This is a genomic window from Streptomyces sp. NPDC000941 (assembly GCF_053599555.1).
In genome coordinates this window covers 1-25,293 of record NZ_JBSFMM010000126.1, presented here as the reverse complement: position 1 = coordinate 25,293, position 25,293 = coordinate 1, and the positions used below count along the sequence as shown (strand labels likewise).

The window sequence follows — 25,293 nt, the reverse complement described above, 5'->3', positions numbered from 1 at the left end:
GACGCACAGTCGGGACGCTCATGGTGCGTGCGAGCGCGCCGCGGTGAAGGGGGCACCGAGAGCAGCGCCCACCCCAGCCACAAGCGCCTCTGGCTCGAGCCGCGCCGCCCGCTCACCGAATGACGAAACCTACGCGGGATCGGCCAGACGCCCCTCAACGCGGGACCGCACCGCCACGGCCCGGGGGTCGGTGTACGCGGTCAAGTGGGACAGGGCCTCGGCCCAGTGGGCGCGGGCCGCTTGAGGGTCCGCCATGTCCACGACGACCGCCAGGTGGTCGAGTTCCAAGGCGTGCTGCCATGCATCGTCGAGCTGTCCGTGCATGGCAGCGGCCTGACGATGAAACGCGGCGGCCTCCTCGTAGCGATCCATCGCCGCATAGGTCTGCCCGGTGCCCCGCCAGGCGAGGGCTTCTCGGCTGCGGTCGCCGAGACGGCGATGCAGCTTGGCGGACCGCTGGTACGAGGTCAGCGCGTCGCCGTACTGCCCGGCGACACGCTGGATATCGCCCAGAGTCAGCAGCCAAAAGCCCTCCAGGACGTGACTCCTGAGGTTGAGCGCAATGTCGAGGGCTTCGTCGATCGCACGCCGTGCCGCTGTGAGTTCACCTTGCTCGCGGCGGAGCTCGGCGACGATGTACAAGGCGTTGCCCACGCTTCTTTCGTTGTTCAGGGCTCGGTGGGCGACGAGAGCCTGTTGGGCGGCCTGCTCGGCCTCAGGCAGGCGGCCCGCGTCGAGACGGGTGCTGGCCATGTTGGACAGGGCCATGGCCGCTCTGCGAGGTTCATCCGCGTCACGGAAGATCACAGCGGCACGCTCGAAGTGGTCGGCGGCCGGGTCGAGTTGGCGGCTCTCGAGGTGAATCAGGCCGATGAGATTCAGCGAGCGCGCCTCTTCGATGGGCATGACTGTCCTGTGCGCGAGTTCCCTCGCTCGTCGGTGACATTCCATGCCCTCGTCGAGACGGCGGTATTTCCGGTAGGCCATGCCGAGGTAGTTGAGCAATCGGATTTGGGCACCCGGTTCGTCCGCCCGTTCCGCGGCCGCCAGACCGGCACGCATCGTGTCGATCCAGTCACTGCCTGGCGCTGACGGGTAGCGGGCACTCCACAGCGCCTCGGCCAACTGCCAGGCGAGAGTGTCGAGCCCGGCTGATACGGCGGCCGGAACCAAACGGGGCAGAGTCGTGTGTTCGCGGTCCGCCCAGTCCGCCGCCGCGTTGTAATCGGCGAAGGCCAGAGGAGGCACGGAAGCTGTCGAGGCCGCCGGGAGGAGGCGCTTCTCGGAAGGTCTGAGCCAGCTCTGCGCCGCGTCAGCAGTATGCAGATACCAGTCCAGCACACGGCGCAGGGCCGCGTTCCGTTGCTCCGCGGGTTCATCGCTCTGCGCCTGACCGGTGGCGAAGGCACGCAGTAGGTCGTGGAACTGGAATCGGTCCGGCGCGGTTTGTTCAAGCAGGTGGGCGCCCACGAGATCGTCCAGGAGTTGCCTCGGCGGCTGAGGCTGAGCTCACAGAGGGCCGCGGCCGCGTGGAGGCTGAACTCGGGACCCGGATGAATTCCCAGCAGGCGAAAAAGCCGCGCGGAGGATTCCGGCAGGGCGCGGTAGGACCAGGCGAAAACCGAGTGGACCGCCTCTGCTTCCTCGTCGATGCCGGTGCTGAGCGCGTCCCACAGCGCCGACTCGTCCCGCAAGTCAGAGATGAGATCGTCGATCCTCATATGAGGATGACTGGCAGCGCGCTCTGCCGCGATACGTAAGGCGAGCGGCAGCCGCGCGCAAAGACGCGCCAGTTCGGTCAGCTTTCCCCCATCGTCTCCGGGCCGATAGCCGCTGGTGACCGCGCGCAGTAAGGCAATCGCCTCAGGCTCGGGAAGGGTGCCGAGCGTCAGACGGCGGGCCCCGTCTCGTACGGTGAGGCCGGCGAGCCGGTTGCGGCTGGTCACCACTACCAGACTGTTACCAGTGCCGGGCAGGAGCGGCCGCACCTGGCTGACCGTGGCGGCGTTGTCGAGCAGGATCAGGACGCGTCGCTCGGCGAGCAGCGTGCGGTACAAAGCGGCGGCAGCATCGACATCCTGGGGAATCTGGTCGGCCGGCACGCCGAGCGCGCGCAAGAATCGACGCAGTGCTTGGTCCGCGGTGACGGGTTCGCCGGGGTCGTAGCCCCGCAGATTGACGAAGAGCTGACAAGACAACAGCTACTTAACATTCCAGACCTGTGTGGGTCGTCCCGCAGCACGGCGCCGGGTCGGCTCAGAGGGTGGCGGACAACAAGGTGAGCGCGGCCCGGCGGGCGTGCTCACCCGCGCCGGCCACGTCGTGGTGTGCGGCGACGGCGGTCGCTCCTTCGAGCAGCATGAGCCATTGCCGTCCCAGGGACTGCGGGTCGGCGGCCCCTGCTCGCCGGGCGATGCCGGTCAGGAGCTCCAGGTAGCCGTCCAGGTGACGCGCGGTGATGGTCCGCACGGTCTCGTCGTAGTGCTGGGCGGCCGCGTTCAGCATTGCGCAGCCACGGAAGACGGGGTCGTCGTACCACTCCTGGAGGGCGTCGAATACTGCGGCGAGTTGCTCGGCAGGGTCGTTCCCGGCGGCTGCGACGGTCTTGGCCAGCCATCCGGTGACCCGTTCGCTACGCGCCTCCAGCATGGCCTGGACCAGCCCGTCCTTGGTGCCGAAGTGCCGGTAGAGCGTCTCCTTGGAAATTCCGAGGCGGGCGCACAGTTCGGCGACGCCGACCCTGTCGAGGCCGCGCTCGTACAGCAGCGGAGTGGCCGCTTCCAGGATGGCGGCACGGGTGCGCGTCGGGTCGATCGTCGAGCCTTTGGGGACCGGCATGACAGAGATGGTACCGGACGGTTCGATCACCTGCTAGAGTCCCGGATCGTACCGTTCGGTTCGATCTTGGAGTTGTCATGTTCGACCCCTGCGAACACCGGGACGCTCCGGCCCCGCTCGCACTGTCGCGTGGTGGCCGCCGGGCCTCCCGGAAGCGGGACTGATGAGGTCGCCGACTCGGCAGACCACAGGACAGGCCGCGCGGTTGGCGCTGGGTACGGCCTCGGCACTGGGGCTGGCCCGCTTCGCCTACGGACTGCTGCTGCCGGCCATGCGGGAGGATCTGCACTGGACCCTGGCCGAGGCCGGCGGAATGGGCACCGCCAACGGACTGGGTTATCTCGTCGGTGCACTGGCGACCTCCACGATCGTCCGCCGGTGGGGCACCACCGCCGCCTTCCGCGCGGGGATGGCGCTGACCGCTGTGTCGCTGGCCTCCACTGTCGTCAGCAATGCTTACGTGGCGCTGCTGGCCGCGCGGGCCCTCGCCGGAATGACGGGAGCGGTCGTGTTCGTCACCGGTGGGGTGATCGCGTCACGTATCGCCGCCCGCGGCGGCTCCGGCCTGCCCGTCACCGTGTACTTCGCCGGCACAGGGCTGGGAATCGTGGTCAGCGGTGCGGCCATCCCGGCCCTGGGCGAGCACTGGCGCCTGGCCTGGGGTGGCCTGGCCCTCGCCGCCGCGCTCGCGACTGCGGTGAGCTGGACCGCGGCGAGCACGCAGGACGACACGCAGCGCACAGGATCCGGCCGTGCGCGGTTGCGCTCCCTGCGGAGACCGGCCCTGGCCTACCTGTTGTTCGCCGCCGGGTACATCACCTACATCACCTTCCTGTCTGCTTACCTGGCCGATCGGAACGCCTCACTCGGGCAGGTAGTACTCACCTGGACGGTGCTGGGCCTGGCGGTCATCGCGGCGCCGGCGCTGTGGAGCCGCCCGGCCGCCCAGTGGCCCGGTACGCGAGCCCTGGCGACGCTGCTCGCCGTCCTCGGCGCTGGATCGGCGCTGGCACTGGCGGCGCCCACGCCACCCGTCATTCTGCTGTCGGCACTGGTCTACGGGGCGACGTTCATGGCGGTCCCCGCCGCCGTCACCACCCTCATCAACACCCACACCGCTCCCGCCGACTGGACCGCCACTCTGGCGGCGTTCACCACGGTGTTCGCTGCCGGGCAGACGGCCGGGCCGTGGATCGCCGGCGTGGCCGCCGACCACACCTCCACCGAGGCAACCCTTGGGTGGACCGCGCTCCTGTGCGCCGCGGCGGCCCTGATCGCCGCCACCGGACACAGACGTCCTGGACCGCCGCAAGGCGTCGTCCAGACACGCATATGACCCAGGCTTCCCCGAAGCCCGATCCAGAGCGAAAGGAAGAAGGACAATGGCGAACTTCGTACTCATCCCCGGGATGTGCCACGGTGGCTGGTGCTTCGAAGAGCTCACCGAGGAGTTGCGCGCCCACGGGCACACCGTCCACCCGATGACATTGACCGGACTCGGTGAACGCAGCCACCTGATGCCCGGTGCGGTGAACCTCGACACACACATTCAGGATGTCACCGGCGTGTTGGAGGCCGAGAACATACGCGACGCGATGCTGGTCGGCCACAGCTACGGAGGCATGGTCATCACCGGCGCCGCCGACCGCGCACCCGGCCGCGTCGCCTCCCTGGTGTATCTGGACGCCATGGTGCCCGAGCATGGCGACTCCTGCTGGGCCCTGGTCACGGATCAGGAACGGCGCTGGTACATGGACGTGGTGGACACCGGCTACGCGGTGCGGCCACTGCCGTTCTTCGACGTACGCGCCACCCCCCACCCACTCGCGTCGCTGCTGCAGCCGCTCCAGCTGACCGGCGACCTCGCACACATCCGACGCAGGATCTACGTGTATGCGGCGGGATGGGAGAGCCCCTCACCGTTCACCGCCGTCTACCAACGGCTGCGAGAGAACCCCGCCTGGACGACGCATGCGCCGGCCAGTGGCCACAACCTCATGCGTGACGCCCCCGAGGACCTGGTCAAAATCCTGCTGGGGGCCGTTGAACCCATCGGTCACCAGGATGGCGCGTCAGCAACGCCGGCAGGTCCGCCTCAGCCGCTGACCGCACAGTGATCTTCATGCGCTGAGCCTGGAAAGGGCACAGCCGCACACGTCTCAGCAGTTGCTCGCCAAGCGAAAGCAACTGCGGGTTCGCCCCGCCCGGACCTCGACCCCGCTTACGGCTGGAAGTCCACCGCTCAAGATCGAAAAGACAACAGCTACTCACGGTCGGCAACCATGCCTTATCTGCCCCCGCAGAAGCGCGATCACGAGCAGGTGACCCCATGGGTCCGGGACGTCCTGCTCAAGCAATGCCGTATCTGGGTCGCAGTGCGTGGTGCGTGGTGCGTGGTGCGGAGATCATCGGCTATGCGGCCCTTGACGGCGACATGCTCGAACACCTCTATCTGCGCCCGGACGTCCGTCGGCAGGGCATCGGCACGCTACTGCTCGATGCCGTCAGGCGGCACAGCCCTGACGGGGTGTCCCTGCACGTCTTCCAGCAGAACACCGATGCCCGCGCGTTTTACGAGCGCCACGGTTTCACCGTCATCGACATCAACGACGGTGATCGCAATATGGAGAACCTGCCCGACATGACGCTTCGTTGGATACCGAACAGCGCGGGGTGAACCGGCTCACCCCGAGGACTTGGCCACCGTCGTGGTCCGGCGACCGGTTCGGTAGCGGCCCGGGGTCGTTCCGATGATGTTGGTGAATGCCGAGATGAAGCCGCTGGGGTTGGCCCATCCGCAGGCGTAGGCGGTTTGGGTGGTGTCGTGGCCGTCGGCGAGGAGTACGAGTGCGTGGTAGATGCGTAGCTGCGTGCGCCACTCGTAGAAGGTCATGCCGAGCTCGTTGCGGAACAGCCGGCTGAGGGTGCGGGTGCTGGCTCCGATCGTCTTCCCGAGTTCGGCCAGCGTGGCATTGTCCGCCGGCGTCTCGTACAGCATCCGGGCAATGGCTTGCAGTCGGTCGTCCCGTGGTTCCGGCAGGTGCAGTGGCTGTTCGTGTGCTTCGTGGAGTTCGTCGACGAGGACTCGCAGGAGGCGAGAGCGCGCGGAGCGACTGTAGTCGGGCGTCCCGTCGCCGTAGTTGCGGGGGCCGGTCAGGGCGAGCAGGAGCTCGCGGGCGAGGTCGGAGGCCAGGAACACGGCGGGGTGGTCGGATATGAGCCGGGCGAGGGATGGCGCGAGAAAGACGATCCGCATGTCGGTGTCGCCGTGGGCACGGTGATAGTGCGTGAACCCTGCGGGGGTCCAGGCGACCCGGTTGGCGGGAACGATCGACGTGCCGCGCTCGGTGTGCACCGTCAAGACGCCGCCGGCCGCGTACACCAGGTGTCCCCGTACGTGCGACTGCACCGCGCTTGTTTCGCCGGATGGCCAGAGGTGGCGCCCGCCGGATGGCCACACATGTGATGTCACACCGGCGGCCAGGGAAGGTTGGCGGCGAACAGGCATCAGTTGGCATCCTATCGTTAGCCCGCCACACCTTGATCTGGTGAGACTTCCTCCATGCGGAATGTCATCGAGGCAGCGTGCCTCGATGCCGCGGCTTGAGAGATGGAGAAGAAGCGCATGGCGACGTTCGTTCTTGTGCCCGGCGGTTGGAAGGGCTCCTGGTCGTTCGAGGCGGTGGTTCCGCTGCTGGAGCGTGCCGGTCATACCGTGCACGCCCTGACCCTGACCGGTCTGCGGCCGGACGACGACAACGCGACGGTTGCGGCCGCCAACCTCGACACGCACGCCGACGACGTATTGCGGCTCCTCGATCGCGCCCACATCACCAGCGCGACGCTGGTCGGCCACAGCTACGGCGGGATGGTGACCGCCGCCGCGGCCGATCGCGCCGGTGGGCGGATCTCACGGCTGGTGCAGCTCGACGCCTACGTGCCGCGCGACGGCGAGTCGTGCTGGTCGTCAACGAACGAGCACTTCCGGGAAGTGTTCGCTGCCGGCGCTGCGGCCACCGGCTATGCCGTCCGACCGCCGGACGGCGGCGATCCCCGCCGCCGTCCCCATCCCCTCGCCTCGTTCCTGCAGACGATCCGGCTCACAGGCGCGCTCGCCCAGGTCCCCCGCCGGGAGTTCATCTACTGCTCGGGATGGGAGGACCGGACGCCGTTCGCCGAACTCCGCACCCGGCTCCAAGCCGATCCCGAATGGCAGGTCCACGACCTCCCCACCGGCCACGACGCGATGCATGAGGCCCCGGAGGCGGTCGCTGCACTGTTGATGCGTGAGCAGCAGCGGACCGCGGCTCCCGTGAGTTACGGCTTCACCGGCGCGTGAGCACGCGGAACTCGTTGCCGTCGGGGTCGGCCAGCAGCACCGCGCCGTCCTCGCCGTGGGCGGAGTCGAGACGCCTCGCCCCGAGGGAGAGCAGGCGCTCGACCTCCGCCTGCTGATCGCCGTCCGGCGCGAGGTCGAAGTGCAGGTCCTTGCCGGGGTCCGGCATCAGCGGCGGACCGCCCCACGTGATCTTCGTACCGCCGTTCGGCGACTGGATGGCGGTCTCCTCGTCCTGGTCCCAGACCAGCGGCCAGCCCAGCGCCTTGCTCCAGAAGTAGCCCACGGCCTGCGAACCATCGCAGGCGAGCGCTCCGATGAGGCCGCAGCCGGCGAGGAAATTGTTGCCCGGCTCGAGGACACAGAACTCGTTGCCCTCGGGGTCGGCGAGCACCACATGGGACGCGTCCGGTCCCTGGCCGACGTCGGCGTGCTGCGCGCCGAGGCCGAGCGCCCTGGCCACGGTCTCCCGCTGGTCCTCCAGAGAGGAGCTGGTCAGGTCGTAGTGCAGCCGGTTCTGGGCCACCTTCCGCGCTTGGGTGGGACGGAAGCCGAGGCGGTAGCCGGCTTCATTCCCGGACATCAGGGCGACACCGTCGGAGGAATCGTCGGCTCTCTCCAGGCCCAGGACCCCGGACCAGAAATGCGCCAGGCGCTCCGGCTGGTGGGCGTCGAAGGAGATTGCGATGAGTCGGCTGGTCATTGCGCCACGCTTTCTCGGTCCGTTGAGTGCCAACTGTCGACAGGGCGCCATGTCTGCGCCTCGGTCGAGGATAGGTGTGGCTCTCTGCGCGGAAGTGCTGAGTTGCCGGTTTGTTGATCGGGGCTGTTGTCGGATCGTTCCTCAATGCCGCCGTGGCGAGCGGCAGGCAGCGGCGGGGTTCGAGGGCCCCGACCGCGTGCCCGCCGGGATGGTGTGTCAGAGCACAGCGAGCCGGTTTACCAGCAGCTCCACCCTCTGCTCGGCGTACTCCGGCGGCAGCCGTCCCGTCCGGGTCAGGGTCGCCAGCCCGTGCAGGGCCGCCCAGAACGTCTCGGTGAACAGCCCCGGGTGGACGCCGTCCCCGGCGACCTCGCCGAGGGTCTCCAGCAGGGCGGCGAAGGCATCCTTGAGAGGTTCCGGGGTGTCCTCCTGTGCGTACGCCAGGCCGCCGTCGAGCTCGAACAAGGCGTCGTAGACCGCCGGATTGCGTGCGGCGAAGTCGAGGTAGGCACGGGCGAGGGCGGTGACCCGCTCGCGCGGGCTGTTCGCGCCGGCGGTCGCGGCCCGCACCGCCACGGCCATCTCGGTGGCGCCCTCGAGGGCGACGGCGCCGATGATCTCGCGTTTGCCGCGGAAGTGGCTGTAGAGGACGGGCTGGCTGTATTCGATGCGCTCGGCGAGCCGGCGGGTGGTGACCGCGTCCCAGCCCTGCTGCTCGGCGAGTTCGCGGGCCGTCGCCACGATGAGGCGTTCGCGGCCCGCCCGTTCGCGCTGCTTGCGTTCCTGTACCGACATGATTCGATCCTAGCATCGCTAGACAAGCAAGCGGCAGTAGTACTAGCGTTGCCTTGTCAGCTAGCAAGGCTAGATTTCAGAAGGGGCCGTCATGCTCAACGCACTCGAGGTCGTCACCACCGTGGTCGTCGGCCTGATGGTGGGGGTGGAGTTCTCCGTCGCCTTCGTCATGAACCCGATCCTCAAGGCCCTTCCCGACGACGCCAGCCAGATGGGCCACAGCCACGGCGGCCGGATGCTCGGCGCCCTGATGCCGTTCTGGTACATCGGCTCGCTCGTCCTCGCCGCGATCTGGGCGGTCGCCGGATGGCACCACCACGGCACCGGCCTCGTCATCACCGCCGCCGCGCTGCTGATCCTCAGCGTGGTCATGTCGATCCTGCTGCTCGTTCCGATCAACAACCGGAACAAGATGTGGACCCCCGAGAACCGGCCCGCGGACTGGAAGGAGCAGCTGCACCGCTGGGAGCGCTGGCACTACGTCCGCGTCGCCGTCATCATCGCCGCCTTCACCCTGCTGGTCACCGCCCTCGCCTGATACCCAAGCCGCCCCGAGCCGCGTCCGCGCGGCTGATCAGGCCTCGCACGACTCAGCAAGCTCCACGAAGCTCACCAAGTCGGCGAAGACTCGCCGGGAGAAGAACAATGTCGCTGAAGAAGATCAACACCGTCCTGGCCACCGCCTTCATCCTCTTCATCCTCTGGTTCGGGACGGAGTTCATCCTGAGCCCGGAGACGACGGCGCCGGGCTTCGGCCTGCCGAGCCGGCCGTCCGGCGACGGCGGCGGCTTCCTGATCATCAAGGGAATCCGCGACGTCGTCTTGGCCCTGGTCCTGGGCATCCTGCTGGTGACGGGCCACCGCCGGGCGCTGGGCTGGGTGCTGCTGGTGGAGGCCCTCGCCGCGTACGGCGACATGACCACCGTGCTGGCCCACCACGGCTCCGTGGCCACCGCGCTCGGCATCCACGGCCTGACCGCGACACTGATGGTGGTCAACGGCCTGCTGATGATGCGCGAGACCCGCCAGGTCGCGGCCGCTCCGGCAACGCTCGCCCCGCAGCCCGCCTGACGCCACCTTCGCGCGTGTCGGTATTCGCCTGTCAGCGCCCGTCGCCACCCAACCCCAGCGACCGCCCGAAGACGCACGCAGCTGGACGATCTGGGGTGGCCGGAGAGGACCCCTCCGGCCACCCCTGCTTCACCGCAACGGCTACGTGCCCGCGTTGGAGTTGCCGCGCAGCTTCACGTTCGCCGTGCTCGCGTTCTTGATCGCCGTTTCGATCTGGGCCATCGACGAGCCGGAGTCGATCCCGGGAACGGTCGAGCTGTTCACCGCGTACAGCGTGAATGTGTACGGATGTGTCGAACCGCCGGGGCAGGGCCCGAAGTACTGCTGGGCATTCGCGCCGCTGCCCATGGCCTTCTGTTTGGCGCCGTCCTGGCCTGGGACATTGAAGCCGGACCCCAGCGCCTCGGGGAGTGACAGCTTGGTCGCCGGGATGTCCCAGATCGCCCAGTGGAGCTTGTTGCCGTTGTTCGCGACATCCGCGAAGACGATGGCCCAGCTGCGCCCGCCGGTGGTGCCGGCGCCCCAGGCCAGCGGGGGCGAGGGGTCCTGGCCCGCCGTTCCGTCCCCGGCGCAGGTGTGGCGGGTGGGGATGGTCGCGTTGTCGTTGAAGGCGCTGCTGCTGAGCTTGAAGTCGCCGGCCGTACCGTCGTCCGAGTAGACGATGTCGATCCGCAGGATGCGGTCGTTGCCGTCCGTGCCGTCCTTGTCGGTCGAGGTGGTGAGCCAGATGTCGCCGTCGTGGTCGACCTCGACCGTACGCAGCCGGTCATAGGTGCCCTGGAAGTACGTCTTCTGCTCGACGAGGTTCGACGAGGAGTCGATCCGCATCCGGTAGACGCGCTTCCCCACGGTGGTGGCAACGAAGACGTGGTCGTTGATGATGGTCAGGCCGCTGGGCGAGGCCGAGGAGGTCGACCAGGTCTTCTTGGGCGCGATGTAGCCGGAGCCGGAGCAGTCGCCGTCGGTGCCCTCGCAGTTGGGCCAGCCGTAGTTGCCGCCCTTCTGGATGAGGTTCACCTCATCCATGACGCTGTTGCCGAACTCGGACTCCCACAGGCGGCCCTTGGAGTCGAAGTCCAGGCCCTGCGGGTTGCGGTGACCGAGCGACCAGACGGCGTTGCCGAAGGGGTTGTCGGACGGGATGGAGCCGTCGGGGTTGATCCGGAGGATCTTGCCGTTGAGCGAGTTGCGGTCCTGGGCCCGCGACTCGGTCTGGGCGTCGCCCATGGTGGCGTAGAGCTTGCCGTCGGGGCCGAAGCGCAGCCGGCCGCCGTTGTGGTAGCGGCTCTTCTCCATGCCCTGGAGCAGCACCTTGTAGCCGCTGAGGGTGTTGTTCTCCAGGGTCATACGGGCGATGCGGTTGCCCTCGCCGGCGGTGTGGACGAAGTAGAGGTAGTGGTCGGTGGCGAAGGTCGGGGAGACCTCGAGGCCCAGCAGACCGCCCTCGCCGCCGGTGGTCTGGGAGTTGGGCACCTTGCCGACCAGGGTCTTCGTACCGGACTTGGTGAGCTTGTAGACGTTGAAGGTGTTGCGCTCGGTGAAGATTCCGGTGCCGTCGGGCAGGAAGCCGAGGCCCCAGGCCACGTCGACCCCGCTCGCGATGGTGCTGACCGCGCCGGGGTCGGGGGTGCCGCCGGGCTGGGTGCCGGAGGTGGTCACCGTGATCTCGGGCGTGAAGGCGGACTTGTTGCCCTTGAGGTCGTACGCCCTGACCTTGAACGCGTACGCGGTGTTCGGGGTCAGGCCCGCGACGCTGGTGGAGGTGGTCTCGGAGGTGCCGGACAGGGCGCCGTCGCGGTAGATCTCGTAGCCCGTGACCTTGACGTTGTCGCTGGACGCGGCCCAGGACAGATCGACGGTCGTGGCCGTCTTCGACGGGGAGGTCAGATTGCCGGGGGTGGTCGGCGGCTCGGTGTCCGGCGGGGCGGGCAGGGTCGCGATGGTGACGGCGTTGGACGCCTCCGAGGCGTTTCCGGCCGCGTCGCGCGCGAAGACGGTCCAGTCGTACGAGGTCTCGGGGTCGAGGTTTTCGACGGTCGCCGCGAGGACGTCCGGGCCGACCTTCTTCATCAACTGGCCGTGCTGGTAGATGTCGTAGCCGGTGACGCCCACATTGTCGGTGGCCGCGTCCCAGGCCAGCGAGACGGTGGTGGCCGTCGGCTCCTTGTCCTTGCGGAGGTTCGCGGGGGCGGTCGGCCGCTCGGTGTCGGCGGGGCCGGTCGGGGTGACGGTCAGCTTGTCGAGGTTGGGGCCGTCGACGCCGGAGGTGGTCGCGCGGACCTTGTTGCTTCCGGCCTTGAGCGTGGCGTTCACGCTGACCGTCTTCCAGGTGGTCCAGGCGCCGGTCGCCGGGAAGGAGAGGTCGTCGGCGACAGGGGCGCCGCCCACGGCGATGTCGAGCGGGCGGTCGGCGGAGGCGCTGGCGTAGCGGAAGTCGAGCCGGGCGGGCCCGGCCTGTGCCGCATCGACGGTGAACTCGACGTATGCGCCGGTGACGACGTCGAAGTTGACGAATCCGGTGCCGGAGTAGCCGTCGTGGTTGGACTCGGCCGCGCCCTGGGAGATCTGGGCGGACTCGGCCTCGTAGTCCGTGCCGGCCGGTCCGCCGGCGGCGGTGACATCGACGTAGTCGAGGTTGGGTCCGCCCTCGGCCGCCGCCGAGGTCGTACGGATGGTGTTGGCACCGGCCTTGAGGGTGACGGTGGTGGTGACCGACGACCAGGTGGTCCAGGCGCCGGTGGACGGGAACGCCAGGTCGTCCGCCGTCTGGTCGCCGTTGACGGCGATGTCCAGCGGGCGGTTGGCATCGGTGCCGTTGGCGTAGCCGAGGGTCAGGGTGGCGCTGCCCGCGGCCGGGGCGTCCACCGTGAACTCGACGTAGCTGTCTGTCTTGTTGTCGAAGTTGACGAATCCGGTGCCGGAGAAGCCGTCGTGGTTGGACTCGGCCGCGCCCTCGGAGATGACCGCGGACTCGGCCTCGTACCGTACGGGCGCGGCGGCGGCCTTCGCGCCGGAGGGGTGGGTCCCGGCGGCCTTCGCTCCGGAGGGCTGGGCCGCGCTGAGATTCGGCAGGGCGATGGTTAAGGCCGCGGTGGCCGCGGCGAGGAACGCACCGACCGCTCGGCGCGGTCTGTGGGAGATGGGTGGCACAGGGGTCCTCCCGCCTTGCAGACTGATAGGAAAGATTCCTAACAGTGATGCGCAGCCGACGCGCCCACGTCAAGAGGCGTGCAAGCGTTTACCGAAGGTGATCTAGACGCGGCCGGTGTGAGCGGTCGACCAGCGCATGCCACCGATCATGTGCTCCAAGTAGGCCGGGTCCCGCACCGTTGCCGTGAAGTCCGCGCAGAGAGACTTCTCGAAGGGGCGGGTGCCCGCGAACACCCAGGTGCGCCAGTCGGACAGATCCGCCGCGCCCTCCAGGTCCGCGATCTCGTCGACGTCCCCCTCTTCCCACGGCTCGTCCGGGTCTTCAAACGCCGCGATCTCACTCCACAGCGGCACGTTGCGGATAGGGCCCGGCTCGTAGGAGGTCACGATCTCGGCGGTTCGCCGATAGAACTCCTCGGGGTTTCTTTCCGTCATGACATAGCGGGAGATCTGGTCCTGTCCGCCGCCGCCAGTCAGTTGTTCCCCGTATACGGCCTTCGCTGCGCGCCTGGGGGTGAGCACGGTCCTGCCGTCGTCCGCCAGCAGACACCCGTCTTCGCCGACTCGTACCTTCTTGCCGAGGAGGGCGTCGAAGAGCTCACGGAACTCATCCTTCAGCCGCATGCCGTCCACGATCTCCTTGCCCCGCTCCGGGGAGAGCGGGTACCGGTCTTCGCGGTCGGGCATACCGTAACCGTCGGCCAGATACCCCTCGTCCAGCAGCCACCACGCGTCCACCAGCAGAATCAGGGGGAAGGATGCCTCCTGCGGAACGAACGGGGCGTCGGGGTTGATGATGTGCACCCTGCCGCGGAGGGTGCACCCTTCGACGGAGTCGATGGAGACAGCGAAGAGATCGGTCATGGCGTGGTTCCCCCTCGTCGGGCGCGGGTCGCAACGGCCGCAGCGGTCACGGCGGCCGCGGCGCCGTTCGGTGGCCGGGAGGCATCCTCCTCGGCGGGCTCGGCCTGCTCCGCGTAGGCGGGCTCGGCCTGCTCCGCGTAGGCGCGCACCGCCCAGCCGTCGTAACGGTCCCCCAACCGCTCACCCGCGGTCCGCGCGTCCGGTACGACATCGAGCTCGCCCCAGCGGACCGGCCAGGACAGGCGCTGGCCCACCGTCCAGGCGAGCATGTCGTCCAGCGCCTCCCGCCGGCCGTCCGGAGCGATGACGACACCCGGCGGGAACGTCGCACACCACGTCTCGTCGTCGAGCGCGCAATGGTTCGCGTCGAACCGGTCGTCTCCCTCCAGCGGTCTGGGGGCCGCGGGTTCGCGGAGGAAGGTGAAGTCGCCCAGGACCTCACCCGATCCGGCCTTCACAAACCTGAGGGTGGTGGCGCCCAGCGCGACCAGGACGTCGTCCGCGCCCCACACCACCCCGGCGGTGCCGGACGGTACGTCCAGGGTGCGCAGCCGCCGCGGCTCATCGTCCGCGAGCGACCACACCTCGACGCGCCCCTCGCCCATGAGGCAGGCGCCCGCCTCACCGGACGGCGCCCAGGCCCAGGTGCCGACGTCGGTGAGCCCCGGAGCCGCGGGCGTGGCGTCGAGGCGGAAACGGTACCGGCCGTCGTCGTAAATGAGGACGCCCGGCTCCGCCCCGGCGCCGTTGTCCGCACGCACCACGGCCGCCAGCCGGGGGGTGTCCCCCCGCATGCCCCACAGCAGCGCCGACGCCCCTTCGTGTCCCCTGGTGTCCTCGCCAAGAGGCAGGCCGGTCGCCGCGTCGAGGAACCGCAATCCGTCGCCGTCGTGGGCGAGGAGACGGTCGTCCGGGGACCATGCGGCGAGCCCGCCGATCTCGGCCAGCCAGCTCAGCTGCCCGGAGTCGACATCGATGGCGAACGCCTGCCCGTTGTCCCCCCAGTTCCTGTCCCGCCACGAGTTGACCGCCTGCAGCCTCGCGCCGTCCCGCGACCAGCGAACCCAGTCGTGGACCCGGATCGCCTCCTCGTCGTACTTGTCCATCTCCTCGGTCCGCAGATCCTCCCGGACCCGCTCGGCCAGCAGGAACGGATGCGGGGCGGTCGCCTCACCGGAGGTCCACATCAGCTCGCCCCGCTCCAGGGGAACGACGCAGCCGCTCACCTCACAGGGAGAGCCGGACGCCACAAAGGCACGCCGGCCGTCGGGCGCCAGCGCCCAGGCCGGCGGCCGCGACGCGCCGTTCGTCACCGAGCATTCGGCGACGGGCTCGCCGTAGGTGAGGGGGCTGAACGGGTCGAAGACACCGACCACGTTCGTGGAGTACGCGAGACCGACGCGCCGACTGTCGGCCGACCACTGGATGGTGCGCTCGTGGTCCGGCCAGCCGACGCCGCCGTCGATGCGGTCGAGGACATTGACGCAGCGTCCGGTGGCCAATTCCCAGATCTGAAGCGTGCCCCCGGCGTCGTAGTCGTCGTCGGCCCAGCTTCCGGTGGCCAGATACCGGCCGCAGGGGCTGAGCGCGGAGGCAAGCGGCTCCGACCGGTGTCCGTGCGGATGCCGCAGCCGTACGCCGTCCATGGCGCGGACCTCGCGAGTGGCGGCACGGTGCTCCTCCGTGACGCCCCGCTCCCGCTCCACCTCCAGCAGCCGCGCCCGCAGGGCCAACAGATCCGGCTCTCGTCCGGACCCGTCGTCGTCGAAGCCTTCCCGATAGCCGAGCACGCCCCGCAGCGCCCGGTCGTCGAATATCGGAATGTTCCGCTTCCAGGCTTCGTCGAGGGCCCGCCCCTCCGCGCGGTGGGCGAAGACGATGTCCGTCCTGCTGGACACCTTGGCGGACACCTGGGCGCCCAGCTCCTCCAGCAGTCGCTTCGCCTCACCCTTGCTCAAGTCGCCGAAGCGGCCGACGAGCACGATCCGCTTCCCCCGTACATCCATGCCAGAGACCATAACCGCGGCCTGTGACAACGGACTTGGAGGCGTCGAAGCGGTGCCGCTCCGGCATGGCCCGGGGGGACGCTTGAACGCCGGGCCGCCGCACGTGACCGCTATGTGTACGGGTTGTCGGCGCTGTTGCCCGGGTAGAGGATCGGGCCGTGGCTGCCGTTCTTGACGTAGACCACGACATTGATCGCCCGGATCTTCCACGAGGCCTCGAAGTGCAGGTTGTACCAGGCGTCAGCCGGCTTGCTGCAGGCGTGGTCGTACCGGTTCCAGTGCGGGGGACCACCCCACGTCTGCCCGCTGACGCCCAGGACTTGGAGCTGGACGCCGACCTGCTTGCCGTCGCACTTGGTGTCCCGCACCGACATGCTCACCTGAGTCAGCTTCTTCGCGCCCCAGGTCACGGTCACGCTTCCGCAGGCCCGCGAGCCGCACGCGTCACTGCGTCCCGTGGCGGCGGCGATCGTGTGGGCGGCGTCGTCGGCGTGGCCCGACGCGGCGAGGGAGGTTCCGGGGGCCATGAGCAGCCCCGCCGTCGCCGCGGTGGCGACGGCCAGCGCCTTCCACGGTCCGTGCTTCGACGCCTTCATCTGCGTCATCCGCGCCATCTGCGCCATCTGCGTCTTCATGTGCGTTGAGCTCCTTCGGATCGTTGTCGGCCGCCGTCTCGCGGCCGAACGATCCCCAGGCTCGCCACCCCGGCGAAGGCCGCGCCAGGGTCGCGGGCGATTGCGGGACGAGGAGGGATGAAAAGAGCTACTGCCTGCGGAAACACCGTCCCGGACGGGATTTGCCGGAACACTCGCCGACCACGGCAGCCCGATATTCCGGGTCGCAAGCCAACGCCGCCATGACGGTAACCTGCGTATACAGGCAGGTGTGCAGGTGGATCGACAAGGGGAGCCACGATGGCCCGGGCGACCGGCAAGAGCGAGGCCGTCTACGAGCGGCTGAAGGGGGACATCGAGTCGCTGCGCCTGAAGCCCGGGGCGAAGCTGAGCGAGGTCCAGCTCGGCGAGGAGCTGGGGGCCTCCCGTACCCCCGTGCGCGAGGCCATCCGCCGACTGGCCGCCGAGGGGCTGGTGGACTTCGTACCGGGTGAGGTGGCGCGGGTGGCCACCATTTCGCTGGGCGGGGTGCGGGCGCTCTTCGAGATCCGGATGTTGCTGGAGCCCCGGGCCGCGGCCCTGGTCGCCGCCTCGGCGGCGGCCGACGAGCGCGCACTGGCTCCGTTCCGTGAACTGCTGGCGCGGCTGGACGAGTTCGAGGAGTCCTTCCGGGCACTGGACGCCGCCGGGCAGACGCGCGGCTATCAGGACTTCTACGGGCTGGCCGAGGGCTACGACCAGGCGGTCATCGCCGCGTGCCGCAATCCGTACCTCGCCCGTACGATCCGCGATCTGCGCAGCCAGACCGTACGGCTGCGGCATCTGTCGCACAGTGGCCCGCGGCGCATGCTGACGTCGCTGGAAGAGCACCGCGCGATGCTGAAGGCGATCACGCACGGGGATGCCCAGGCGGCCGAGTCGGCCTCGCGGCACCACCTGGCGCAGACCCTTCAGGCGCTGATCGACAGCCTGACGAGCGGCGAAGGCACGGCGCCCGGCGTGGAGATCCAGTTGGACATCGCCCGCTGAGCCACCGAGCCTCAGAGCCACCGAGCCTCAGCCACTGTGCCGCCGAGTCCTACTCCGACGGACACTTCCCCGCGGTCGCGGCTTTGAGCTCGTCGAGCGCTTCCCGGATGAGTTGCGCCAGGTCGCGCGGGTCCGGCTGCTCGACCCAGCACTCGAACGCGACCTTGAAAACGGCGAGGCCCGCCTCGGCGATCAGACTCGCGGCCGGGTCCCCGACGCCGCGCTGACGCAGGGTGTCGGTCAGCGCCGCGGACCAGGCCGCGAGTTTGATCAACTCGCGCTCCCGGAGCTCCGCGTTGGCGGCGATGACGGCCTGGCGCTTCCGGGCGTGGGCGTGGCGCCCCTCGAACGCGGCGGCGACGGCTTCGAGGGCCGCGGCCACCGCGTCGATCGGCGCCACGTCAGCGGGCAGGTCGGCAACAGTGCCCACGAAGAGCTCCTGAAGCGGGCCGCCGCCCGCGAACAGCACCTCCCGCTTGTCGGCGAAGTGCCGGAAGAAGGTCCGCTCGGTGAGCCCCGCCCGCTTGGCGATCTCCGCCACCGTCGTCTGCTCGAACCCGCGCTCGCTGTAGAGCTCCAGCGCCGCCTGTTCGAGTCGCCCGCGCGCGTTCGGCTCCCATCGACCCATGCCGCGGATCCTACGCGATGACAGCGAATGACATCAGATGAGATCAGGTGCTACGGTCGATGACAGTGACTGACATCGCCTTACTGGAGGTCTCTCTCATGCGCGTTTTCGTCACCGGCGCTTCCGGCTGGATCGGCTCCGCCGTCGTACCCGAACTCATCGACGCCGGCCATCAGGTCGTCGGGCTCGCCCGCTCGGACGCCTCGGCCGCCGCGCTCACCGCGGCCGGCGCCGAGGTGCGGCGCGGCACCCTCGATGACTTCGACAGCCTGCGGAGCGCGGCCGCCGCCTCGGATGGCGTGATCCACCTCGCCTTCAAGCACGACATCGCCTTCTCGGGGGGCTACGAGGAGGCCGCCGAGGCGGATCGCCGCGCCATCGAGACATTCGGCGACGCACTCGCGGGTTCCGGGCGGCCGTTGGTCATCGCCGCCGGGACGCTCGGGCTCGCGCCTGGGCGCGTGGCCACCGAAGCGGACGGCACTTCCAACGGCCCGACCCCCCTGGGCGCCGGGCGGCACGCCAACGCACAGCTGACGCTGTCCTTCGCGTCCCGCGACATCCGCTCGTCGGTCGTGCGGCTCGCCCCGACGGTATACGGCGAGGGGGACCACGGCTTCATCGCGATGCTGGTCGACGTCGCCCGGACCCGCGGCGTCTCCGGCTACATCGGCGACGGGACCCAGCGCTGGCCCGCCGTGCACCGATTCGACGCGGCACACGTCATCCGCCTGGCGGTCGAGAAGGCCCCGGCGGGATCGGTGCTGCACGCCACCGGGGACGAGGGCGTACGGATCCGCGCCGTCGCCGAAGTGATCGGACGCCATCTCGACCTCCCCGTCGTCTCCGTCTCCCCCGAGGAGTCGGCCGAGCACTTCGGCTGGCTGGCCGGCGTCCTCGCGCTCGACGGGCCGACGTCGAGCGTGCTGACCCGTGAGCTTCTGGGGTGGCAGCCGACCCACCCCGGGCTCATCGACGACCTCGACAAGGGCCACTACTTCCCGCGGAGAAGTCATTCGACGTTGTCGTGATCGGGACCGGGGAGGCGGGAGCGGCGGCCGCTCTGCGCTGCCGGGCCGCCGACCGGAGCGTGGCGGGCGACTCCTCCGGCTGGTACTCCGCGCGCGAACATCTTCACCCTGGCCATACAGCCGAACATGCGCGCCGATGACCTGCGGCAGACGCGGTTCGTCCACCCGCCCCAGGCCTCCAACATGGCGTGGATGCTCTGAAGGTAACAATGGAAGCAGGACCGCATCGCGTGGCGGGCCGAGTCAGCCGGCGGTGCGGACGCCGGATGCTCGAGACTCCAGAAGGCTCCAGAAGGGGTGACGATGCCATGACCATGCAGGAGGTGCGCTCGCGCCGCGTTTACGAGCAGGCCGAACGGTCCGACGGCAGGCGCGTACTGGTGGACCGGCTGTGGCCGCGCGGCCTGTCCAAGGAAAAGGCCCACCTGGACGAATGGCTCAAGGTGGTGGCGCCGTCCGATGAGCTGCGGCGTTGGTACGGCCATGAGCCCTCCAAATTCACCGAGTTCAAGCGCCGCTACAAGACCGAGCTGGCAGAACCGGACCGGGCCGAGGCACTGCGTCATCTGCGTGACGAGGCCCGGACCGGCCCGGTGACGTTGCTGACCGCGACGAAGGACATCGAGCACAGCGAGGCGGAGGTTCTCGTACAGCTCATGCGCTCGAAGTAGGACACGCCCAGCTGGCTCCCCCCGCGGGCTCATGTCATGGTGTCGCCGTCGTCGCCACCAGCGCCTCGTCGTCGGCCGGCTCGTCCTGGGCCATCAGACCGGCCACCCACAGCGGCATCAGCCAGTGGGCGACGAGGGCGGCGATGAGCACGGGCGCCACATAGGCCCTGGGCGCATCGCCGCCGGCGGCACCCGCCATCAGCAGCCCGGCCGCGGCCGTGACCAGCAGCAGGGTCATCACCCGGTGGGCACGGGCCAGGATCCGGCTGCGCTCGGCCGACTGCCGCTCGTCCAGGGCGCGTTCACGCAGTTCCAGCAGACCGCGGGTGGCTGCGTTGATCACCCCCGTCGCGATCATCCAGGGCAGCAGCAGCACCGCCATCACGACGATGGTCCACATCGGCTCGGATTCCGCGAGGTAGAGGTGGGTCATCAGCGCCCCGAAGGCCGCGGTGAGCGTGATGTGTACGGCGACGGCCAGGCGTCGGCGTGCGGCCGTGGCCAGCGCCTCCACCGGCAGGCCGAAGAACTTTGCGATCTTCAGCGCCAGGTCGAGGCTTGGGTTGTACTGCCCTCGCTCGATGTAGCCGATGGTCTGATAGCTTCCTTGTACGCGTTGCTGTATACAGGAACGGATACAGCTGTGTACCCCTGATGCGAGGACAAGCCTCATGCCGCATACCGTCGGCGCCGCCGACCTGCTCCGGTTCGCCACCGCCGCCGCCGAAGCCCATGGCGTACCGCCCGGGGACGCCCGCCTGCTCGCGGACACGCTGGTGACCGCGGAGCTATGGGGGCATCCCTCCCACGGGATGCTGCGCCTGCCGTGGTACCTGGACCGCCTCGCCAGTGGCGCGACGGCACCGGTCGCCGACCCGCGGACCGTGAGTGACGGCGGGGCGGTGCTCGTCGTGGACGGCCGGGACGGGCTGGGGCAGGTGCTCACCGACCGAGCGGTGGGCCAGGGCGTCGAGCGGGCCCGGGAGCACGGGATCAGCGCGGTGGCCATACGCAACTCCGGTCACTTCGGCACCGCCGCGTACTTCACCCGCAAGGCCGCCGAGCGGGGCTGCGTGGCGCTCCTCGCCACCAACGCCAGCCCGGCGATGGCCCCGTGGGGCGGACGGGAGAAGCGCATCGGCACCAACCCCTGGTCGATCGCCGCGCCGGGCGGCCGCTACGGCACGGTCGTGATGGACATCGCCAACACCGCCGTGGCGCGCGGCAAGATCTACTACGCGAAGGAGCGCGGGCGGCCGATCCCCGAGGGCTGGGCGGCCGATGCCGACGGTGTGCCGACCACCGATCCGCGCCAGGCCGTCGAGGGGTTGATCCTGCCGATGGCCGGCCACAAGGGGTACGCCATCTCGTTCATGTTCGACGTGCTGGCCGGGGTGTTGACCGGCAGCGCGTTCGGGTCCTCCGTGGTCGGTCCGTACCGGCCGACGGGCCGCAGCGGCGTGGGCCATCTGCTGATCTGCCTCGACATCCGCGCGATGGCCGAACCGGCCGAGTTCGAGCGGCGGGTGGAGGCACTGATCGAGGACACCAAGGCCACCCCCACCGCACCGGGCGTGGCCGAGGTCTTCGTCCCCGGCGAGCCGGAGGCCCGTACCGCCGAGCGGCTGCGCACCGAGGGCATCGCTGTCGCCGAGGACACCTGGCGCTCCCTCACCCGCGTCGCCACCGCCACCGGCGCGCCCCTGCCCACACCAGCCATGACGTCCAAGGAGCTCTCCGCATGATCGCGCTGACCGTATCCCTCCAGATCGCCCCCGGCTGCCGTGACGACTTCCTGGCCGCCATCGAGGAGAACGCCGAGCGCTCCTTCCACGACGAGCCCGGCTGCCGCTTCTTCGACGTCGTATGCGATCTCGACGACGACCACCACTTCGTCTTCCACGAGATCTACGACGACGAGGCCGCCGTAACGGCCCACCGCTCCGCCCCGCACTACGCGGTCTGGCGCGCGGCCGCCGCGAAGTACGTGGTGCCCGGCAGCCAGGTCAACACCCTCTCCCGCCGCCTGTTCCACCACTCCTGACCCCGTATCCCCAGAACGGAACCCCACTCCCATGTGCACCGAGCCCACCCCACCGAACCTGCTCATCCACCCCGACGAGGTCGAACGCTTCGACCGCGGCGGAGGTGTCGCCACCGTCCCCTACGTCGGCAAGTGGAACTCCGCCACGGCCCTCATCACCACCGGCCAGACCGTGTTCCAGCCGGGTACCGGACTTCCGCTGCACAGCCACAACGTCGAGGAGTCGGTGCTGATCCTCGCCGGTGAGGCGACGGCGGAGATCGACGGCCAGCTCTTCGACCTGGAGCCCGGCCAGGCCACCTGGGTCCCGGCCGGCGTGCCGCACCGGTTCTTCAACCGGGGCGAGGGCGTGATGCGGATCTACTGGGTCTACGGCGGACGGGATGTCACCCGGACCATCACCGCCACCGGCGAGACCTTCGCACACCTCTCCGAGTACGACAAGGGAGGGGCGCCCACCGCATGAGCGACACCACCATCAAGGTCGTCAACCCCGCTACGGGCCGGCTCGTATCGGCCGTCGAGGGGTGGGACGCGGAGCGCGTCGAGGCGGCCGTGGAGCGGGCGCATACGGCGGGCCGCGCCTGGGCGCTGGTCCCGGTCGCCGAGCGGGCGGCCCGCGCCGCCCGGCTCGCCCACGCGCTGCGCGAACACCGGGGCGCTCTCGCCTCCCTGGCCGTGGCGGAGATGGGCAAACCGGTGCGGGAGGCGGAGGGCGAGGTCGAGAAGTCCGCGCTCACCGCCGAGTACTACGCGCGGCAGGGGCCGATCATCCTCGCCGACCAGCACATCGAGGTCGACACGTTCGACACGGCCGAGGCGGCCTGGGTGTCCCATGAGCCCCTGGGTCTGGTGCTGGCGGTCATGCCGTGGAACTTCCCCGTCTGGCAGGTCATGCGCTTCGCCATCCCCTCCCTGGTGGCGGGCAACGGCGTGCTGCTGAAGCATGCGTCGAACGTGACCGGGAGCGCGCTGGCCCTTCAGGACCTGTTCGTGGCGGCGGGTTTCCCCGAGCACCTGGTGACCGCGCTGCTGATCGCGGACCGCGAGGTGCCCGAGGTCACGGCCCGGCTCATCGAGGACGACCGCATCGCCGCCGTGACCTTGACGGGCAGCGACCGGGCGGGCGCGGCCGTGGGCTCCGCGGCGGGGCGCGCGGCGAAGAAGTCCGTTCTGGAGCTGGGCGGTTCGGACGCCTTCGTGGTCCTCGACGACGCCGATGTCGGGGCGGCCGCGGCGGCCGCCGTGAAGGCGCGCTTCGCCAACTCCGGCCAGAGCTGCGTCTGCGCGAAGCGGTTCATCGTCAGCGCGTCGGTGGCGGACGCCTTCACCTCCGCGTTCGTGGCCGGTGTCGAGGCGCTGCGGGTCGGTGACCCGCGGGAGCCGGACACCCAGGTCGGCCCGCTGGCCCGGGACGATCTGCGCACCACGATCCACCGGCAGGTCCAGGACTCCGTGGCGGCCGGGGCCCGCCTCCTCACCGGAGGCCGCCCCCTGCCGGGCGACGGCTACTTCTACGAGCCGACCGTCCTGGCGGACACCGGACCGGGCATGGCCGCCTTCGACGAGGAGACCTTCGGCCCGCTGGCCGCCCTCGCCGTCGCCCGGGACGACGAGGACGCCGTCCGGCTCGCGAACGCCACCGCGTACGGGCTCGGCCTGAGCGTATGGACGGCGGACCCGGCCCGCGGTGTGGCCCTGGCCCGCCGCATCACCAGCGGCGCGGCCTTCGTCAACGCGATCGTCGCCTCCGATCCGCGGCTGCCCTTCGGCGGCACGAAGCGGAGCGGATACGGGCGGGAGCTGGCGGCCGCGGGCATCGTCGAGTTCACCAACACCCGTACGTACTGGGTGGGGCGCTGATCGTCTGTCACCACCCGTGCACCACACCCGTAAACCACCCGTGTGACCTGCTGAGTTTCTTCCGGGGTCCCGTCTGCGCGGCTGCGTGGACGGGACCTCCGGCGTTGCGGGGGCACCGCTGGGCACCACCCCAAGTCGTGTCGACAGAGCTCTATACAGCGATGAATTCAGCGCTGTATACAGAGACTGCTTTCCCGGGTTTCCGGGTCTCCGGCCCGTAGCAGGGCCCGTAGAAGGGATGAGAAATGTCCAGCACTCCGAGCGCGGCAGCAACGACGCGCGGCATCGGATACTGGCTGCGCCAGCTGTGGGTTCAGGTCCTCATCGGCGTGGCGGCAGGCATCGTGGTCGGCGCGGTGTGGCCGGGCGCGGCTGTGCGGATGCAGCCGTTCAGCGACGGATTCGTCGGCCTGATGAAGATGATCGTCGCGCCGGTGATCTTCTGCGCGGTGGTCCTCGGCGTGGGCAAGGTCGACAGCATCGGCCGGGTCGGCCGGGTGGGCGCCAAGTCACTTCTCTACTTCGTCGTTCTGACGGGGCTGTGCATGGCCGTCGGCCTAATGGTCGGCAATGTGTTCCAGCCGGGCGCGGGTATGCACATCGACGCGTCGTCCCTCAGCACGGAGGACCTGCCCGAGGGCACGACGAGCACCCATATCGACCTGCCCGACTTCGTGCTCTCGATCATCCCGACCACCATGTTCAGCGCCTTCACCGAGGGCGAGATCCTGCCGGTCATGCTCGTGTCCGTGCTGTTCGGCATCGGTGTCAAGGCCGTTGGCGAGCCCGCCCAGGGGCTGCTGCGCGGGGTGGAGAACCTCTCCCAGGTCGTCTTCAAGGTCGTCGGCTGGGTGATGCGCACCGCCCCGCTGGGCGCCTTCGGGGGCCTGGCCCTGACCGTCGGCAAGTACGGCATCGGCACCCTCCACCAGTTGCTGATCCTCATCGCGATCTTCTCCGCGACCTGCCTGGGGTTCATCCTCGTCGTCTTCGGCGGACTGCTGCGCTACACCGGACTGAACCTGTTCAAGCTCTGCCGCTATCTGAAGGAAGAGCTCCTGATCATCCTCGCCACCTGCTCCAGCGAAGCCGTCCTCCCCCGGATGGTCGGCAAGATGGAGCACCTGGGCGCCTCCCGGCCGGTCGTCGGCCTGACCCTGCCGGCGGGCTACTCCTTCAACCTCGACGGCACCGCCATCTACCTCACGATGAGCTCGCTCTTCCTCGCCCAGGCCCTGGACATCCACATGTCGCTGGGCGAACAGCTCACCATGCTCGGCATCATGATGCTCACCAGCAAGGGCGCGGCCGGCGTCCCCGGCGGCGCCTTCGTCGTGCTGGCCAGCAGCGTCAGCATCATCGGCCATGTCCCGATGGCCGCCCTGGCCCTGATCGTCGGCATCGACCGCTTCCTCAACGAGGGCCGCATCCTCACCACCGTCCTCGGCAACGCCGTCGCCACGATCTTCATCGCCAAATGGGAGGGCGAGTTCGACCTGGAACGCGCCAAGGCGGTCCTCGACGGCAAGGACGTCACCCCCGTCGCCGACGTCGACACGCCTCTGGCGCACGCGGGCGCCCCGAAGTGACTCGACGCCTGAGTTTGCGGTGAGTATGGGACAGCGACACGCCGTGGTATCGGCGTGTCGC

24 protein-coding genes and 1 pseudogene are annotated in these 25,293 nt (G+C 69.5%); 14 read left to right on the top strand and 11 right to left on the bottom strand.

Annotated elements, in window-relative coordinates; all coding sequences use genetic code 11:
• Positions 1-129: 129 nt before the first annotated feature.
• Both ACWDSL_RS32915 and ACWDSL_RS32910 read right to left on the bottom strand, forming a co-directional pair.
• Complete coding sequence (locus tag ACWDSL_RS32915) at positions 130-1,470, bottom strand: tetratricopeptide repeat protein (RefSeq protein ID WP_450491623.1); 1,341 nt, start codon at positions 1,468-1,470, stop codon at positions 130-132.
• A 786-nt stretch (positions 1,471-2,256) separates the two neighbouring features.
• Positions 2,257-2,838: a TetR/AcrR family transcriptional regulator gene (locus tag ACWDSL_RS32910; protein ID WP_450491622.1), complete on the bottom strand. Its 582-nt coding sequence runs from the start codon at positions 2,836-2,838 to the stop codon at positions 2,257-2,259.
• A gap of 163 nt (positions 2,839-3,001) precedes the next feature.
• Between ACWDSL_RS32910 and ACWDSL_RS32905 the strand changes: the two genes are divergently transcribed.
• The 3 genes from ACWDSL_RS32905 to ACWDSL_RS32895 all read left to right on the top strand — a co-directional run bounded on the left by ACWDSL_RS32905 (position 3,002) and on the right by ACWDSL_RS32895 (position 5,515).
• On the top strand, positions 3,002-4,174 hold the full coding sequence (locus ACWDSL_RS32905; protein ID WP_450491621.1) for a YbfB/YjiJ family MFS transporter: 1,173 nt from the start codon (positions 3,002-3,004) through the stop codon (positions 4,172-4,174).
• A gap of 46 nt (positions 4,175-4,220) precedes the next feature.
• The gene (locus ACWDSL_RS32900; RefSeq protein WP_450491620.1) at positions 4,221-4,955 is read left to right on the top strand and encodes an alpha/beta fold hydrolase; all 735 of its coding nucleotides are present in this window, start codon (positions 4,221-4,223) and stop codon (positions 4,953-4,955) included.
• 239 nt (positions 4,956-5,194) lie between these two features.
• Positions 5,195-5,515: a GNAT family N-acetyltransferase gene (locus ACWDSL_RS32895; protein WP_450491619.1), complete on the top strand. Its 321-nt coding sequence runs from the start codon at positions 5,195-5,197 to the stop codon at positions 5,513-5,515.
• A 6-nt stretch (positions 5,516-5,521) separates the two neighbouring features.
• On the opposite strand, the gene ACWDSL_RS32890 is transcribed toward ACWDSL_RS32895, so the two are convergent.
• A complete protein-coding gene (locus ACWDSL_RS32890) occupies positions 5,522-6,247 on the bottom strand; it encodes an AraC family transcriptional regulator (RefSeq protein WP_450491618.1) in 726 nt (241 codons plus the stop codon).
• A 216-nt stretch (positions 6,248-6,463) separates the two neighbouring features.
• Between ACWDSL_RS32890 and ACWDSL_RS32885 the strand changes: the two genes are divergently transcribed.
• Positions 6,464-7,177: an alpha/beta fold hydrolase gene (locus ACWDSL_RS32885; RefSeq protein WP_450491617.1), complete on the top strand. Its 714-nt coding sequence runs from the start codon at positions 6,464-6,466 to the stop codon at positions 7,175-7,177.
• Here ACWDSL_RS32885 and ACWDSL_RS32880 read toward each other — a convergent pair.
• Both ACWDSL_RS32880 and ACWDSL_RS32875 read right to left on the bottom strand, forming a co-directional pair.
• Positions 7,164-7,877, bottom strand: coding sequence for a VOC family protein (locus tag ACWDSL_RS32880; RefSeq protein WP_450491616.1), 714 nt, complete (start codon positions 7,875-7,877; stop codon positions 7,164-7,166). The two genes, ACWDSL_RS32885 and ACWDSL_RS32880, sit on opposite strands and share 14 nt — an antisense overlap.
• Positions 7,878-8,093: 216 nt before the next feature.
• The gene (locus ACWDSL_RS32875) at positions 8,094-8,672 is read right to left on the bottom strand and encodes a TetR/AcrR family transcriptional regulator (RefSeq protein ID WP_450491615.1); all 579 of its coding nucleotides are present in this window, start codon (positions 8,670-8,672) and stop codon (positions 8,094-8,096) included.
• A 91-nt stretch (positions 8,673-8,763) separates the two neighbouring features.
• On the opposite strand from ACWDSL_RS32875, the gene ACWDSL_RS32870 reads away from it, so the two are divergent.
• Together ACWDSL_RS32870 and ACWDSL_RS32865 are read left to right on the top strand one after the other, a co-directional pair.
• Positions 8,764-9,210 carry an anthrone oxygenase family protein gene (locus ACWDSL_RS32870; RefSeq protein WP_450491614.1) on the top strand — a complete coding sequence of 149 codons (447 nt, stop codon included), beginning with the start codon at positions 8,764-8,766 and terminating at the stop codon, positions 9,208-9,210.
• 107 nt (positions 9,211-9,317) lie between these two features.
• The gene (locus ACWDSL_RS32865) at positions 9,318-9,743 is read left to right on the top strand and encodes a DUF4267 domain-containing protein (protein ID WP_450491613.1); all 426 of its coding nucleotides are present in this window, start codon (positions 9,318-9,320) and stop codon (positions 9,741-9,743) included.
• Between the two features lie 141 nt (positions 9,744-9,884).
• Here ACWDSL_RS32865 and ACWDSL_RS32860 read toward each other — a convergent pair whose 3' ends face one another.
• From ACWDSL_RS32860 to ACWDSL_RS32845, 4 genes are all read right to left on the bottom strand, one after another.
• Positions 9,885-12,893, bottom strand: a complete 3,009-nt coding sequence (locus ACWDSL_RS32860; RefSeq protein WP_450491612.1) for a PQQ-dependent sugar dehydrogenase — start codon at positions 12,891-12,893, stop codon at positions 9,885-9,887.
• 102 nt (positions 12,894-12,995) lie between these two features.
• Complete coding sequence (locus ACWDSL_RS32855; protein WP_450491611.1) at positions 12,996-13,757, bottom strand: hypothetical protein; 762 nt, start codon at positions 13,755-13,757, stop codon at positions 12,996-12,998.
• Complete coding sequence (locus ACWDSL_RS32850; protein WP_450491610.1) at positions 13,754-15,763, bottom strand: BRCT domain-containing protein; 2,010 nt, start codon at positions 15,761-15,763, stop codon at positions 13,754-13,756. Before ACWDSL_RS32850 ends, ACWDSL_RS32855 begins: the two co-directional genes overlap by 4 nt.
• A gap of 110 nt (positions 15,764-15,873) precedes the next feature.
• A complete protein-coding gene (locus ACWDSL_RS32845; protein WP_450491609.1) occupies positions 15,874-16,398 on the bottom strand; it encodes a hypothetical protein in 525 nt (174 codons plus the stop codon).
• 279 nt (positions 16,399-16,677) lie between these two features.
• Here ACWDSL_RS32845 and ACWDSL_RS32840 point away from each other — a divergent pair, with 279 nt between their 5' ends.
• Positions 16,678-17,406: a GntR family transcriptional regulator gene (locus ACWDSL_RS32840; RefSeq protein WP_450491608.1), complete on the top strand. Its 729-nt coding sequence runs from the start codon at positions 16,678-16,680 to the stop codon at positions 17,404-17,406.
• A 49-nt stretch (positions 17,407-17,455) separates the two neighbouring features.
• On the opposite strand, the gene ACWDSL_RS32835 is transcribed toward ACWDSL_RS32840, so the two are convergent.
• Positions 17,456-18,034: a TetR family transcriptional regulator gene (locus ACWDSL_RS32835; RefSeq protein WP_450491607.1), complete on the bottom strand. Its 579-nt coding sequence runs from the start codon at positions 18,032-18,034 to the stop codon at positions 17,456-17,458.
• 98 nt (positions 18,035-18,132) lie between these two features.
• Here ACWDSL_RS32835 and ACWDSL_RS32830 point away from each other — a divergent pair, with 98 nt between their 5' ends.
• Together ACWDSL_RS32830 and ACWDSL_RS32825 are read left to right on the top strand one after the other, a co-directional pair.
• Positions 18,133-19,065: an SDR family oxidoreductase gene (locus ACWDSL_RS32830; protein WP_450491634.1), complete on the top strand. Its 933-nt coding sequence runs from the start codon at positions 18,133-18,135 to the stop codon at positions 19,063-19,065.
• Between the two features lie 308 nt (positions 19,066-19,373).
• Entirely contained in the window at positions 19,374-19,736 is a 363-nt protein-coding gene (locus tag ACWDSL_RS32825) for a DUF488 domain-containing protein (RefSeq protein WP_450491606.1), read from the top strand.
• Positions 19,737-20,238: 502 nt separating this feature from the next.
• Here the strand turns inward: ACWDSL_RS32825 and ACWDSL_RS32820 are convergent.
• Positions 20,239-20,343, bottom strand: a pseudogene (locus ACWDSL_RS32820) (helix-turn-helix transcriptional regulator); the annotation flags it as partial.
• 64 nt (positions 20,344-20,407) lie between these two features.
• On the opposite strand from ACWDSL_RS32820, the gene ACWDSL_RS32815 reads away from it, so the two are divergent.
• The 5 genes from ACWDSL_RS32815 (at position 20,408) to dctA (ending at position 25,232) form a co-directional block, all read left to right on the top strand.
• On the top strand, positions 20,408-21,481 hold the full coding sequence (locus tag ACWDSL_RS32815; protein ID WP_450491605.1) for an Ldh family oxidoreductase: 1,074 nt from the start codon (positions 20,408-20,410) through the stop codon (positions 21,479-21,481).
• Positions 21,478-21,780 (top strand): putative quinol monooxygenase, encoded by a 303-nt coding sequence (locus tag ACWDSL_RS32810; RefSeq protein WP_450491604.1) that lies wholly within the window; start codon positions 21,478-21,480, stop codon positions 21,778-21,780. Before ACWDSL_RS32815 ends, ACWDSL_RS32810 begins: the two co-directional genes overlap by 4 nt.
• Before the next feature lie 31 nt (positions 21,781-21,811).
• Complete coding sequence (locus tag ACWDSL_RS32805; RefSeq protein ID WP_450491603.1) at positions 21,812-22,246, top strand: cupin domain-containing protein; 435 nt, start codon at positions 21,812-21,814, stop codon at positions 22,244-22,246.
• A complete protein-coding gene (locus ACWDSL_RS32800) occupies positions 22,243-23,643 on the top strand; it encodes an aldehyde dehydrogenase family protein (protein WP_450491602.1) in 1,401 nt (466 codons plus the stop codon). Before ACWDSL_RS32805 ends, ACWDSL_RS32800 begins: the two co-directional genes overlap by 4 nt.
• 245 nt (positions 23,644-23,888) lie before the next feature.
• Positions 23,889-25,232, top strand: coding sequence for a C4-dicarboxylate transporter DctA (gene dctA / locus ACWDSL_RS32795; protein WP_450491601.1), 1,344 nt, complete (start codon positions 23,889-23,891; stop codon positions 25,230-25,232).
• The last annotated feature ends 61 nt before the right edge of the window (positions 25,233-25,293 follow it).

Excerpts from the sequence above, each read along its gene's own strand:
- ACWDSL_RS32905 (WP_450491621.1), top strand. The coding sequence starts at position 3,002 with ATGAGGTCGCCGACTCGGCAGACCACAGGACAGGCCGCGCGGTTGGCG.
- ACWDSL_RS32910 (WP_450491622.1), bottom strand. The coding sequence starts at position 2,838 with ATGCCGGTCCCCAAAGGCTCGACGATCGACCCGACGCGCACCCGTGCC.
- ACWDSL_RS32840 (WP_450491608.1), top strand. The coding sequence starts at position 16,678 with ATGGCCCGGGCGACCGGCAAGAGCGAGGCCGTCTACGAGCGGCTGAAG.
- ACWDSL_RS32895 (WP_450491619.1), top strand. The coding sequence starts at position 5,195 with ATGCCGTATCTGGGTCGCAGTGCGTGGTGCGTGGTGCGTGGTGCGGAG.
- ACWDSL_RS32865 (WP_450491613.1), top strand. The coding sequence starts at position 9,318 with ATGTCGCTGAAGAAGATCAACACCGTCCTGGCCACCGCCTTCATCCTC.
- ACWDSL_RS32870 (WP_450491614.1), top strand. The coding sequence starts at position 8,764 with ATGCTCAACGCACTCGAGGTCGTCACCACCGTGGTCGTCGGCCTGATG.
- ACWDSL_RS32885 (WP_450491617.1), top strand. The coding sequence starts at position 6,464 with ATGGCGACGTTCGTTCTTGTGCCCGGCGGTTGGAAGGGCTCCTGGTCG.
- ACWDSL_RS32830 (WP_450491634.1), top strand. The coding sequence starts at position 18,133 with ATGCGCGTTTTCGTCACCGGCGCTTCCGGCTGGATCGGCTCCGCCGTC.
- ACWDSL_RS32880 (WP_450491616.1), bottom strand. The coding sequence starts at position 7,877 with ATGACCAGCCGACTCATCGCAATCTCCTTCGACGCCCACCAGCCGGAG.
- ACWDSL_RS32800 (WP_450491602.1), top strand. The coding sequence starts at position 22,243 with ATGAGCGACACCACCATCAAGGTCGTCAACCCCGCTACGGGCCGGCTC.
- ACWDSL_RS32900 (WP_450491620.1), top strand. The coding sequence starts at position 4,221 with ATGGCGAACTTCGTACTCATCCCCGGGATGTGCCACGGTGGCTGGTGC.
- ACWDSL_RS32850 (WP_450491610.1), bottom strand. The coding sequence starts at position 15,763 with ATGGATGTACGGGGGAAGCGGATCGTGCTCGTCGGCCGCTTCGGCGAC.
- ACWDSL_RS32875 (WP_450491615.1), bottom strand. The coding sequence starts at position 8,672 with ATGTCGGTACAGGAACGCAAGCAGCGCGAACGGGCGGGCCGCGAACGC.
- ACWDSL_RS32855 (WP_450491611.1), bottom strand. The coding sequence starts at position 13,757 with ATGACCGATCTCTTCGCTGTCTCCATCGACTCCGTCGAAGGGTGCACC.
- ACWDSL_RS32810 (WP_450491604.1), top strand. The coding sequence starts at position 21,478 with ATGATCGCGCTGACCGTATCCCTCCAGATCGCCCCCGGCTGCCGTGAC.
- ACWDSL_RS32815 (WP_450491605.1), top strand. The coding sequence starts at position 20,408 with ATGCCGCATACCGTCGGCGCCGCCGACCTGCTCCGGTTCGCCACCGCC.
- dctA (WP_450491601.1), top strand. The coding sequence starts at position 23,889 with ATGTCCAGCACTCCGAGCGCGGCAGCAACGACGCGCGGCATCGGATAC.
- ACWDSL_RS32825 (WP_450491606.1), top strand. The coding sequence starts at position 19,374 with ATGACCATGCAGGAGGTGCGCTCGCGCCGCGTTTACGAGCAGGCCGAA.
- ACWDSL_RS32835 (WP_450491607.1), bottom strand. The coding sequence starts at position 18,034 with ATGGGTCGATGGGAGCCGAACGCGCGCGGGCGACTCGAACAGGCGGCG.
- ACWDSL_RS32805 (WP_450491603.1), top strand. The coding sequence starts at position 21,812 with ATGTGCACCGAGCCCACCCCACCGAACCTGCTCATCCACCCCGACGAG.
- ACWDSL_RS32845 (WP_450491609.1), bottom strand. The coding sequence starts at position 16,398 with ATGAAGACGCAGATGGCGCAGATGGCGCGGATGACGCAGATGAAGGCG.